Below are 11,948 nucleotides of genomic sequence, written 5' to 3' on the forward strand. Positions count from 1 at the left end.
TAAGCGACCGATGAATGACGGTGCCTCAACGATGAAGGCGGGCAGCTTCAGCCGATGGCGGAAGCTGCTTGATCCTGCTCGTCACCGGGGCAGCCGCATCGCAGCCGGCGGTCTTGTGCTCGCGCTTTGTCTTGTCCAGCCCGCCCATGCCGAGGGAGAGAGGCCGGCGTCGTCATTCAGCACGCGCTTTGCCGCCGTCGAGTCGGCAGACCCTTCAGCCGACGCCACGGCTAAGCCGCCGGCCGAGGCGACGGCGAAGCCGGCCGCGCCGGCCAAAGATGCGGCGAAGGACGCCGGCGGGAAAGCGCTCGCGCCTCCGCCGGTAAGCCAGCCCGCGGTGTCGGACGCGCGCATGCGCTATCGCGCGCTGATCGAGAAGGAGGCGGCCGGAAGCGGGCTCGCGCCCGAGATCGCCGAGGCGGTGATGGGCGTGGAGAGCGGCTACAATCCCGACGTGATCGGTGGCGTCGGCGAAATCGGGCTGATGCAACTGCTACCGTCGACCGCGCGCATGCTCGGCTTTTCCGGCTCGCTTGCCGAACTCGCGATTCCCGAAAACAACATTCACTTCGGCGTCATGTATCTTGCGCAAGCATGGCGCCTTGCCGGCGGCGACCTGTGCACCGCGGTCATGAAGTACCGCGCCGGTCATGGCGAGACCCGCTTCTCCTATCTGTCGGTGAATTATTGCGTGGCGGTGCGCGCCCGGCTGTTTGCCCGCGGCTTTCGGGTGACCGGCACCGTACCGGTCGCGACCTTCGGCGAACCGGGCCGTGGCGGTGGCGGCGGATGTGGCCGCAAATGCCTCGGCGGCGGCGGACGCATCGGGCGCGTCGATCTCGTCGCGCTCAACACGCGGCTCAACGCGCTCGTGATCCAGGCCCGGGGAGGGAAATAGCAAGGCCGTGCCGCCCGAATTCATATCGTTACCTCGATATCCTCGCTTGATATCTGTCCTTGATATCCGCCCTTGGCTTCCTATCGTTTGAAACAATTCTGGTTCTGCAAGGAGCAGTACCGATGAAAGTGATCATGTTGGCGGTCGCCGTTGCCGGATTGTCGGCGATGCAGGCGCAGGCGCAGACGCAGCAGCACACGCCGCTGCCGGAAATTGTCGTCGGCACACCGCCGCCGGTGCTCAACCTGAACCGCGACGCCAGTGGCGGCACCGGCCGGGCTGCGGCAAGAGGTGGCGGCGCGGGCGCGCCGGCCGAGCGCTGCGGCGATGCGGCCTCGCTTGGCTGCATCAACGAGCGGTTGAAGAAGCAGGTCGATCGGGTCAATCCGCCCGTCACCAACACGCCGCCGATCGACGCGAAATCGCAGGACCTCAAGGTGGGCGTGGTCAACGTCCCGGCGGTGCAGCAGCAATATGGCCGCAACTTTGGAGTCTCGGCGTTTCCCTATCGCCCGCCGGCACCCGTCTACAGTCATCGATAACGTCAGCGAAGACACCGTCCGTTTCGCACAGATCGTGACGCCGTCACATTTCTGACGATGGGCATATGGAAGATAGAGAGAGTAACGGTTTGCTGATTCCATGCGAAAATCTGACGTGACGTGCCCCCATTGCCAGGCCGGCTATCGCCGGATCGAATTGACGTCGAAGGGCGGCATCGCCGGCGAGTTTCGATGCCTGGTGTGTGACCAGTTGATCGAGCTGATGGACGGTTCGACAGACGTCGCCTTTCGGCTGACCGTGCAGCCGGGCAAGACATCCTACGCGTATTAGTGCTCGCGCCAGCAGCGGTGCGATCGCGGCCCGCAATCATTCGCCGCGGATATCGCTCGGGGCCTTGTTGGTCCAGCGGTGGAACGCACGCCTGAAGTTTGCCGCATCGCTGAAGCCGAGCGCCAATGCGATGTCGTCATTGGCCAGCGTCGTGCTGCGGAGATATTTCAGCGCAATCTGGGTCCGCAGCTCGTCGTGCAGCCCCCGGAAGGAAAAGCCCTGCTGACGAAGCTGGCGGCGCAACGACCGGTCGTTCACGCCGAGCTGCTTGGCGATGGCCTCGAAGGTCGGCGGGTTTGCGATGTCGCGAAGCAGGATGGCGCGGATTTTTCCGGCAATGCCGGTCCGCAATCTCAAGTCTCCGAGCAACTCGTCGCAGAGCGCGACGATGGTCGGATACGTCGTCTTGTTGCCGAGATCGGCTCTCCGGTCCAGCAACTGCGCCTTGAAGACGATCTGGTTGGCCGGCTGATCGAAGCGCACCGGGCACCCGACGTGATCGAGCGGGAGATCGAAATCCTGTGCCTGCGGATAGGCGAGCGTGATTTCAAACGGAGCGAAGCTTGGTCCCATGATGTCGCGCATCAGCGAAATGTGGATGCCGATCTGCATCTCGGCGACGAACCGGTACAGGGCGGAATCGGCAAGTGCGTGCAGATTGGGTTCGATGGTCCATCTCGCATGGGCCTTGTCCTCGCTGAATTCGATCGTCGCCAGCGGCGCGGCGAGCGCGTGGTAGCGCATCGCGAATTCCATTGCCTTGCGAAAGTCCGGGCAGCACAGCAGCGCATAGCCGTACATTCCGTAGGTCGAGATGTGGATCGATGCGCCGATGCGATAGGGCAGGTGACGGTCGGTCGACAGGCGTAGGGCGTTTTGACAAACCGTCATCAGCTGCGTCAGCGAAATCCGCGCCTGCGGTGAGTGGACATCGGCCAGCGGAATGCGGGTGTCGCGCAGGATGGCGTCGGCCGGGACGCCGGCGCCGGCCAGCATGTCGAAGACAGCGCCAAGCTTGGTCGTCTCATAGACCTTGTCGCCGGTGCCGACGGTCAGGATGTCGTTGCGGGAGCCCACAGGCCTCTTCAGTCGCGTGGTTGGTTGCAAAGTGAACCAGCCTTTCCCTTCGGTCGGAAAGCAGTGCGCCGCAAACCTGGCCCGAGTGGATTTCCGTTCGCGAGCCCCTGGAACATAGCCGGTCCGCGCCAAAACCCAAGACTCATCAATGGGCCTCCCTTGCTGCGCAGCAGCAAGACCGTCGCCATTGATGAAAAGCACCTTGTCCGGTTGAGACCCCGCCGATGTCCGTTTCGGACCTTCACAAATCTCGGGCGTCACGCGAGGCTTCGTCCTAATGTCACACGGTCAGACCGTCGTGATGCAGCACGGCAGACCGCACGATCCGCTCGCTTAGAACTGCGGACGCAACGGTCGGAGGACATGCCAGGTCGAGGGAGGCTTCCATGGTTGGAAGGCTGATTCAGACTGCCCAATCCGCCTATCACTATCCGCTCATCTTCAAGCAGCTTTGGCACACGCCGAGCGTCCAGGCGCCGGACCAGGAAATCGTCTATCGCGATCTCAAGCGCCAGACCTATCGACAAACCCGAGAGCGGATCGGCCGTCTCGCCTCGGCGCTCAGCAAGGCCGGCGTCGAGCCCGGCGACACCGTCGGCGTGCTCGAATGGGACAGCCATCGCTTCCTCGAAGCGTTTTTCGCGATCCCGATGATGGGGGCCGTGCTGCAGACGGTGAACGTCCGCCTGTCGCCGGAGCAGATCGCCTATACGATCGATCACGCCGGCGCGTCGACGCTGCTGGTCAATGAAGAGTTCGTCGGATTGCTTGAGGGCATCAAGGCGCAGCTGCCCAAGGTCGAGCGGATGATCGTGATGTCGGACAAGCCGTCGCCGCAGACCGGCAGCTTGTCCTTCATCGGCGAGTATGAGGGCCTGCTCGCGGCGGCCTCGCCGGATTACGACTTTCCCGATTTCGACGAGAACACCCAGGCCACCACCTTCTACACGACCGGCACCACCGGTCTGCCGAAGGGCGTCTATTACAGCCACCGCCAGCTCGTGCTGCACACGATCGCCGGGCTTGCACTGTTCGGCATGGCCGGGTCGCAGGGGCGCTTCTCGCGCGACGACGTCTACATGCCGATCACGCCGATGTTCCACGTTCACGCCTGGGGCTTTCCATGGTCGGCGACGCTGGCCGGCACCAAGCAGGTCTATCCCGGGCGCTACGAGCCGGCGATGCTGGTCAAGCTGATCAAGAGCGAAGGCGTCACCTTCACCCACGGCGTGCCGACCATCCTGCAGATGCTGCTCAACGCCGCCGCTGCGGCCAAGGTCGATCTCAAGGGCCTCAAGATGGTGATCGGCGGCTCTGCGTTGCCGAAGGCGCTGGCCAAGCAGGCGATGGAGGCCGGCATCGACATCTTCGCGGGTTACGGCATGTCGGAGACCGGCCCGCTTGCCGCGGTGTCCCATGTCCAATCCAGGGATCTCAGCGGCGATCCTGACGGCGAGGTGGAATTTCGCACCCGCGCCGGCATGGCCGGCCCGCTGGTCGATTTGCGCATCGTCGATCCCGACATGGAGGACGTGCCGCATGACGGCAAGTCACCCGGCGAGATCGTGCTGCGGGCGCCCTGGCTCACCCAGGGCTACTTCAACAATCCCGAGGGCTCGGAGCAACTCTGGGAGGGTGGCTATCTGCACACCAGCGATATCGCCGTGGTCAGCCCGGGCGGCTACGTCCAGATCACCGACCGGATCAAGGATGTGATCAAGACCGGCGGCGAATGGGTCTCCTCGCTGCAGATCGAGGATCTGATCTCGCAATGCGCCGGCGTGGCCGAGGCTGCGGTGATCGGCGTCAAGGACGAGAAATGGGGCGAGCGACCGCTCGCGCTCGTGGTCAAGAAACCGTCGGGTGCCGACGGTCTCAGCGACGAGGCCGTCAAGGATCATCTCAAGCTGTTCGCCGACAAGGGCGTGATCTCGAAATACGGCATCCCCGGCAAGATCCTGTTCATCGACAGCATTCCAAAGACCAGTGTCGGCAAGATCAACAAGAAGGAGCTGCGCGAGCTGTACGGCGACATATGACGGCTTCGGTGCAGTCGAGAAAAGATCGTGGAGGACGACGTCATGAGCAACCTCACACTTGCCGGCCTGAGCGAACACCTCGGAAAGGAGCTCGGGCTCTCCGATTGGGTCACGATCGATCAGCAACGCATCGACGCGTTCGCGTCCTGCACCGGCGATCTCCAGTGGATTCACGTCGATGTCGAACGCGCGAAGCGGGAGAGTCCGTTCCGCGGCCCGATCGCGCATGGCTATCTGACGCTTGCGATGGTGGCGCCGCTGGCGATGCAGGTCGGCATCATCCCGCGCGATGCCGCCGCCGGGTTGAACTACGGGGTCGACAAGGTGCGCTTCCTGGCGCCGGTGCCATCAGGCGCGCGGGTGCGGCTGAGAGTCGTGCTGTCCGGCGTTGAGCCGAGGGACGGCGGCCAGGTGATCATGAAAACCCTGAACACGCTGGAGGTCGAAGGTTCCGAGAAGCCGGCGCTGATCGCCGAAACGCTGGCCCTTCTGATCCCCGCGGCGGGAGCAAAGCAATGAGCACGGAAAATCGCAGTCTGGAGTCCCCGGCGTCTGACATGTCCGAGGCGGCGTCCAGGAATACGCTGGCGCTCAATCCGCTGGTCGGCATCCAGGGGCAGGACCTCGTCGAGGGCGCCGGCATCCTGTTCAAGGCGGTCATCAACGAGCCGAAGGTCGCGACCGAGCAGTGGCTGTCGTTCGTCGGCGAGCTCGGCTCGATCGCCGCCGGCAAATCCGAGCGCGCACCGAAGGCCGGCGACAAGCGGTTTGCCGATCCGACCTGGAAGGAGAGCTCGCTGCACTCCGGCCTGCTCAAGGCCTATCTGGCGTGGGGCGAGGCGGTCAACGGCCTGGTCGACAAGACCAGCCTCGGCGACATCGACAAGCAGCGCGCGCATCTGATCACGGATATCCTGATCGATGCGGTCGCGCCGACCAACACCATGCTCACCAACCCGGCGGCGGTCCGCAAGTTCATCGACACCGGCGGACAAAGCCTGTGGAGCGGGCTGAAGAACTATATCGGCGATCTGACGCAGAATCGCGGCATGCCGTCGATGGTCGACATGAGCGCGTTCAAGGTCGGCGAGAGCCTCGCGACCACGCCGGGCGCGGTGATCTTCCGCAACGAGCTGCTCGAGTTAATCCAGTACACCCCGACAACGCCGACGGTCAGGAAGCGGCCACTGGTGATCACGCCGCCGCAGATCAACAAGTACTACGCGCTCGACCTGTCGCCGGACAAGAGCTTGGTCCGCTTCCTGCTCGAGAGCGGCTTTCAGGTCTTTGCCGTGAGCTGGCGCAACCCGACCGCGGCGCATCGCGACTGGGGGCTCGACACCTATGTCGCGGCGCTCGACGAGGCGGTCGACGCGGCGCGCGAGATTTCCGGCAGCGCGGACATCTCGATGATGGGATCCTGCTCCGGCGGCATCACCTCGACGGCCTATTTCGCGACGCTCGGCAGCACCACTGAAAAGAAGATCAAGAATTTGGTGCTGGCGGTCTGCCTGCTCGATCCCAACTCGGCCGAGGAGAGCACGTTCGGCTGCCTGATGACGCCGGAGACCATGCGCGCGGCCAAGGCGACGTCGCAGCTGCGCGGTATCGTCGACGGCCACGACCTGGCGCGGATGTTCGCCTGGATGCGGCCCAACGACCTGATCTGGAACTACTGGGTGAACAACTACCTGCTTGGCAACCAGCCGCCGGCGTTCGACATCCTGTACTGGAACGCCGACACGACCCGTCTGCCGGCGGCGCTGCACGGCGACTATCTCGATCTCTATTTCTCCAACCCGTTCGTCAACGCCGGCAAGCTGACCCTCAACGACAAGACTATCGACATGAGCAAGGTCAAGGCCGACAGCTACGTGGTCGCAGGCGTGACCGACCACATCACGCCGTGGAAGGGCGTCTACAAGACCGCGCAGATCATGGGCGAGGGTACCACCTTCGTGCTGTCGAACAGCGGGCACCTGCAGAGCCTGCTCAATCCGCCGAGCAATCCGAAGGCGTCCTTCATGATCGGGCCGATCTCCACGGACAAGCCCGATGCGTTCATGGCCTCGGCGGAGAAGCGCAAGGGCAGCTGGTGGCTCGACTGGCGCGACTGGCTGCAGGCGCGTTCGGGCGACGAGGTGGGGGCGCCCGCCTCGCTCGGCAGCGCGCGCTATCCATCCCTTGGCGCGGCACCGGGGACCTACGTCTTTGACTGACGATCTCACCAGCGCTGACAAGGCCGGGCCGGCGCCAGTTAGGCAGCGCGGCACGATCGAGACGCGGCAAATCGCGATCGACGGCCAGCTGGTTCAGGTCGCGATCCGGCACGGCGACGGCAGCGGGCCGCCGCTATTGCTATTCAACGGGATCGGCGCCAATTGGGAGCTGGCGAGACCGTTCCTCGATGCGCTGACCGGCACCACCGCCATCATCTTCGACGTGCCCGGGGTCGGCGGATCGCCAAGGCCGGCATGGCCCTATCGTCCGTCGACCCTGGCGCGGCTTGCCGCCGGGCTCGTCGCGGAGCTGGGCTACGCCGAGGTCGATGTCGCCGGCGTGTCCTTGGGGTGGTGGCATCGCGCAGCAATTCGCGCATCAGTTTCCAAAGCGCTGCCGCCGCCTGGTGCTCGCCGCGACCGCGCCAGGTTTCACCATGGTGCCGGCAAGCCCTGCGGTGCTGTGGAAGATGGCGACGCCGCGCCGCTACACCGACAAGGGCTACATGAAAACGATCGCCGCCGAAATCTATGGCGGGGCGTTTCGCGACGATCCGTCATTGATCGGCCGGCATGCGGCCGCGATGCACGGCGCGCGCAGCATGGGTTACTTCTATCAGCTGCTCGCGATGACCGGCTGGACCAGCCTGCCCTGGCTGTGGTCGCTGCCGCAGCCGACGCTGATCCTGATGGGCCATGACGATCCGCTGGTCCCTCCGGTCAACGGTCAGATCATGGCGAGCCTGATCCCGAATGCCGAGCTGCGCCTGATCGACGATGGGCATCTGTTCATGGTGACGCGGCCAACGGAAACCGCCGACTTGATCGAAGCGTTTCTGGCTGACGAAAGCCGTCAGGCCGTATCGTCATCCCTGCTCTCGCGCACGACGAGCTACTTCAGGGATCTCGTTCCAACGTCCGGAGGCGGACAGCAGAAGCCTTAAACACGGCAACCAGGGAGGATATCGTGACCGACAATACCTCTTACATCGACATGCTGCGGAAGTTCGGCAGTGATCTCGGCTTGCCGAAGCTGAACGTGGACGAATTGCTGCAGGCCCAGAAGAAGAACCTCGAGGCGCTCGGCCAGAGCGCGAAGGTTGCGGCCCAGGGCGCCCAATCGGTGGCGCAGAAGCAGCGCGAGGTGATTGAGGCGGGCTTGCGCGAGGCCTCGACCTTGGCGCGCGAGTACAAGCCGCTCGGCAAGATTCATGAGAACCTCGCCTTGCAAACCGAATTCGCGCGGAAGGTGTTTGATATCGCGGTCAAGGGCGCGGAGGACAGCGCGTCGACGGCGCGGCAGTCGACCACGGAAGCAGTGAAGATCATCCAGGACCGGATGAAGGAGAATTTCGAGGAGTTCCGCGCCAGCGTCCGCCCGAACAAGCCAACCTGACGTCACGTTGAGATGAATCCCGGCAGGGCGTGGGTCCTGTCGGGAGCGCGGGATAAGGGCGACGCATCGCCATGCATCAGGGAGGACACCATGGCTAACGCGCAGGCGACACGATCAGCCAAGCCGGATTACGCGCCGCCGCCGATCAACGGCGACTTCTACGGGATTGCGACCGTCCTCAACGACACGGAGCGCGCGCTGGTGCAGCGCGTGCGCGCATTCACCGAGGGTGTGGTCGCGCCGGTCATCGAAGAGTTCTGGAGCCGTGACGAATTCCCGTTCGCGATCATTCCAAAGATGGCCGAGATCGGCATCGGCGGCGTCGGCTACCAGGGCTATGGCGCCGCCGGCGGCAGCTGGCTGCTGAACGGCTTTGTCGCGATGGAGCTGGCGCGGGTCGATTCCTCGGTTGCGACCTTCTGGGGCGTGCACACCGGGCTCTCGGCGGGCTCGATCTATCTGTGCGGCGACGAGGCGCAGAAGCAGCGCTGGCTGCCTGCGATGATGCGCTTCGAGAAGATCGGCTCGTTTGGTCTCACGGAGCCGCTGGTCGGCTCGGCAACGTCGGGCGGGATGCTGACCACCTGCCGGCGCGAGGGTGACGTCTGGATCCTCAACGGCCAGAAGAAGTGGATCGGCAACGCCACCTTCGCCGACATCAACGTGATCTGGGCGCGCGAGGAGGGCTCGAACCAGGTCAAGGGCTTTGTCGTCGCCAAGGACAATCCCGGTTTCTCGGTCGAGAAGATCAAGACCAAGATGGCGCTGCGCGTGGTGCAGAACGGCCTGATCACGCTGAAGGACTGCCGCGTGCCCGAGGCGGACCGCCTACAGAACGCCAACTCCTTCAAGGACACCGCCAAGGTGCTGCGCATGACCCGCACCGGCGTGGCGTGGTTTGCCGTCGGCTGCGCAATGGGCGCCTATGAGCACGCGCTGCGTTATGCAACCGAGCGGCAGCAGTTCGGCAGGCCGATCGGCGGCTTCCAGCTGGTGCAGGATCTGCTGGTCCGGATGCTCGGCAACGTCACCGCGACGCAGGCGATGATGCTGCGGCTTGGGCAGATGCAGGACGAGGGCGTGATGCTGGACGAGCATGCCTCGCTGGCGAAGGCGTTCTGCACCGTCAAATGCCGCGAGACCGTCGGCTATGCGCGCGAACTGCTCGGCGGCAACGGCATCCTGCTCGAGAACCATATCGGCCGCTTCGTGGCCGATGCCGAGGCGATCTATTCCTATGAGGGCACCCGCGAGATGAACACCCTGATCGTCGGCAAGTCGATCACGGGACTGAGCGCCTTCGTCTGAGGCGCGGCGCAGCCACGCCGTCGAAGGAGACCCTGGTTCACTCCGCCCGCGGCAGGCTGCCATGGCCAGCTTCGGCAGTTGTCCGCGACAGCATGCCAAGGGCGACGATCGCGGCGGCAAAGCCGGCGGCGGCGCCGACGCCGAGCGCCCAGCGCGGGCCGAGGTGATCGGCGACCCAGCCGACGATCGGTGCGCCGATCGGCGTGCCGCCCAGCGCCACGCCGAGCCGCAGCGCCATCACCCGGCCGCGCATCGCCGGCTCGGTCGAGAGCTGCATCAGCGCGTTCGAGGTGTTGGTGACGGTCAGCGCGGCGACGCCGATCACGACGAGCGCGGCGGCGAACAGCCAATAGTTCGGCGCCAGCGCGGCGAGCGTGCAGCCGAGGCCAAAGATCGCAGAGCCCAGCATCAGGGAAGAGAATCGCGGTCGATCGCGGCTCGCGGCCAGCAGCGCGCCCGACATTGTGCCGAGCGCCATCACCGATGACAGCAGCCCGAAGCCGCGCGCATCGGTGTGGAACACGCCGACCGCCATGGTGGAAATGAAGATCGGAAAGTTCAGTCCGAAGGTCCCGATCAGGAACAGCATGATCAGCGTCGCCCGCAGATCTGGGCGGGACCACACATAGTGGAAGCCCTGCATGACGCTGCCCTTGGCGGGATGGGCCCGCGCATTCGGACGCAGTTCGGAGGTGCGCAGCAGGATCAGCGAGGTCAGCACCGCCAGGAACGATGCGCCGTTGAACAGGAACGCCCAGCCGGTGCCGACGGAGGCGATGATCAGGCCGGCGACGGCGGGGCCAATCATGCGCGCGGCATTGAACGAGGTCGAGTTCAGCGCGATCGCGTTCGACAGGTTCGTGTCGCTGACCAGTTCGGCCACGAAGGTCTGGCGCACCGGCGCGTCGAGCGCTGCGGCGCAGCCAAACAGGAAGGCGAACACATAGACGTGCCAGAGCTGCACCAGTCCGGTGACGGTGAGAAGCCCGAGGACCAGCGCGAGCGCGCCCATCGTCGCCTGGGTTGCCATCAGCAGCTTGCGCTGGTTGAAATGATCGGCGGCAAAGCCGCTCCACGGCATCAGCAATAGCTGCGGGCCGAATTGCAGCGCCATCACGATGCCGACGGCGGATGCGCTATGCTGCGTGAGCTGGGTGAGGACGAGCCAGTCCTGGGCGGCGCGCTGCATCCAGGTGCCGATGTTGGACACCAGCGCGCCGGCCGCCCAGACCCGGTAGTTGAAGCTTGCGAGCGATCGAAAGACGCGTCTCATGGTCTCTGCGGATCATTGCCGCCGTGAAACCGTCCGAACCGCCGCGCCAGCAACAGGCCGATCAGCAGGCCGCCGAGACCGAGCGCTGCGACGTCGCTGGTGGTTCTCAGGCCGAAGTCGCCGACGCGGCAGACCAGGAGATATCCGACGGCGAGGTTGAAGAAACCCCACACGATGTTGACGGTTGATGACGACAGGCCCTCGCCCGCCGGCTTTGCGAACGGGCTCTGGAACGGTTCGCCCATCATGCCGGCGACGACGTGGGGGATCGCGTTGGTGAGGAAGGCGCCGCCGAAGAAGTAGGCGACGAGGTCAAGCCAGCTCATGCGCATTGGTCCTTTCAAGCAGATCGATGATCGCCTGCGTCGAGCCTGTTTCGCCGAGCCGCGGGAACACCTGTTCGATGCTGTAGTCATGTGCGTTCGGCCGCGCATCGGTCATGGCGTCGATCGCAAGCGTGACGTTGAAGCCGGCCTCGTAGGCCTGCCGTGCCGTGGATTCGACGCCGGTGCCGGTCGCAACGCCGGCGACCACGACCTGCGTGACGCCGCGGGCGCGCAGCTGCTTCTCAATATCGGTGCTGGCGAACGCACCCCACGTCCGCTTGGTCACGACGATGTCGCCCGGCTGCCGGTCGAGCTCCGGAATCAGATCGGTCCAGCCGTCGGGAAATTGTCCACTGTGGCGCGGCCGCTCGGTTCGTCCGGGTGCCGTGCCGTCGACATTGACTAGCACGATCGGCAGTCCATGCCGTCGAAACGAATTGATGAGGGCGCGGGCGCGAACCACGACGTCTCCGAACGGATGCACGAACGGTGCGCCGACGAGCCCTGATTGCAGATCTACGACAATGAGGGCGGTGATCGGATCGAGCGTCGTCAGAGCCATGATCGCTTCCTGTTTC

At 64.8% G+C, this 11,948-nt stretch carries 13 protein-coding genes and 1 pseudogene; 10 read left to right on the forward strand and 4 right to left on the reverse strand.

The window, feature by feature from the left end; genetic code table 11:
* Positions 1–10: 10 nt before the first annotated feature.
* The 3 genes from ACVW1C_RS22610 to ACVW1C_RS22620 all read left to right on the forward strand — a co-directional run bounded on the left by ACVW1C_RS22610 (position 11) and on the right by ACVW1C_RS22620 (position 1,732).
* Entirely contained in the window at positions 11–898 is an 888-nt protein-coding gene (locus ACVW1C_RS22610) for a lytic transglycosylase domain-containing protein (protein ID WP_456760298.1), read from the forward strand.
* 122 nt (positions 899–1,020) lie between these two features.
* Positions 1,021–1,440: a hypothetical protein gene (locus ACVW1C_RS22615; RefSeq protein WP_456760299.1), complete on the forward strand. Its 420-nt coding sequence runs from the start codon at positions 1,021–1,023 to the stop codon at positions 1,438–1,440.
* A gap of 115 nt (positions 1,441–1,555) precedes the next feature.
* On the forward strand, positions 1,556–1,732 hold the full coding sequence (locus ACVW1C_RS22620) for a hypothetical protein (RefSeq protein ID WP_224924689.1): 177 nt from the start codon (positions 1,556–1,558) through the stop codon (positions 1,730–1,732).
* A 36-nt stretch (positions 1,733–1,768) separates the two neighbouring features.
* On the opposite strand, the gene ACVW1C_RS22625 is transcribed toward ACVW1C_RS22620, so the two are convergent.
* The gene (locus ACVW1C_RS22625) at positions 1,769–2,809 is read right to left on the reverse strand and encodes an AraC family transcriptional regulator (protein ID WP_456760300.1); all 1,041 of its coding nucleotides are present in this window, start codon (positions 2,807–2,809) and stop codon (positions 1,769–1,771) included.
* 386 nt (positions 2,810–3,195) lie between these two features.
* Here ACVW1C_RS22625 and ACVW1C_RS22630 point away from each other — a divergent pair, with 386 nt between their 5' ends.
* From ACVW1C_RS22630 to ACVW1C_RS22660, 7 genes and pseudogenes are all read left to right on the forward strand, one after another.
* Positions 3,196–4,848 carry a fatty acid--CoA ligase gene (locus ACVW1C_RS22630; RefSeq protein ID WP_456760301.1) on the forward strand — a complete coding sequence of 551 codons (1,653 nt, stop codon included), beginning with the start codon at positions 3,196–3,198 and terminating at the stop codon, positions 4,846–4,848.
* A gap of 42 nt (positions 4,849–4,890) precedes the next feature.
* A complete protein-coding gene (locus ACVW1C_RS22635) occupies positions 4,891–5,367 on the forward strand; it encodes a MaoC family dehydratase (RefSeq protein WP_456760302.1) in 477 nt (158 codons plus the stop codon).
* A complete protein-coding gene (locus tag ACVW1C_RS22640; protein ID WP_456760303.1) occupies positions 5,364–7,067 on the forward strand; it encodes an alpha/beta fold hydrolase in 1,704 nt (567 codons plus the stop codon). Before ACVW1C_RS22635 ends, ACVW1C_RS22640 begins: the two co-directional genes overlap by 4 nt.
* 136 nt (positions 7,068–7,203) lie before the next feature.
* Positions 7,204–7,353, forward strand: a pseudogene (locus ACVW1C_RS22645) (alpha/beta fold hydrolase); the annotation flags it as partial.
* Positions 7,354–7,396: 43 nt separating this feature from the next.
* Positions 7,397–8,011, forward strand: coding sequence for an alpha/beta fold hydrolase (locus tag ACVW1C_RS22650; protein WP_456760304.1), 615 nt, complete (start codon positions 7,397–7,399; stop codon positions 8,009–8,011).
* Positions 8,012–8,034: 23 nt separating this feature from the next.
* Positions 8,035–8,463, forward strand: coding sequence for a phasin family protein (locus ACVW1C_RS22655; RefSeq protein ID WP_456760305.1), 429 nt, complete (start codon positions 8,035–8,037; stop codon positions 8,461–8,463).
* Positions 8,464–8,553: 90 nt separating this feature from the next.
* On the forward strand, positions 8,554–9,771 hold the full coding sequence (locus ACVW1C_RS22660; RefSeq protein ID WP_456760306.1) for an acyl-CoA dehydrogenase family protein: 1,218 nt from the start codon (positions 8,554–8,556) through the stop codon (positions 9,769–9,771).
* A gap of 37 nt (positions 9,772–9,808) precedes the next feature.
* Here ACVW1C_RS22660 and ACVW1C_RS22665 read toward each other — a convergent pair whose 3' ends face one another.
* The 3 genes from ACVW1C_RS22665 to ACVW1C_RS22675 are packed head-to-tail and all read right to left on the reverse strand — an operon-like array spanning position 9,809 to position 11,932.
* Positions 9,809–11,044 carry an MFS transporter gene (locus ACVW1C_RS22665; protein WP_456760307.1) on the reverse strand — a complete coding sequence of 412 codons (1,236 nt, stop codon included), beginning with the start codon at positions 11,042–11,044 and terminating at the stop codon, positions 9,809–9,811.
* Complete coding sequence (locus ACVW1C_RS22670) at positions 11,041–11,370, reverse strand: hypothetical protein (RefSeq protein ID WP_456760308.1); 330 nt, start codon at positions 11,368–11,370, stop codon at positions 11,041–11,043. The genes ACVW1C_RS22665 and ACVW1C_RS22670 overlap by 4 nt, the downstream gene beginning before the upstream one ends.
* A complete protein-coding gene (locus tag ACVW1C_RS22675; RefSeq protein WP_456760309.1) occupies positions 11,357–11,932 on the reverse strand; it encodes an isochorismatase family protein in 576 nt (191 codons plus the stop codon). The genes ACVW1C_RS22670 and ACVW1C_RS22675 overlap by 14 nt, the downstream gene beginning before the upstream one ends.
* Positions 11,933–11,948: the final 16 nt, after the last annotated feature.

The organism is Bradyrhizobium sp. USDA 4011 (assembly GCF_054063415.1).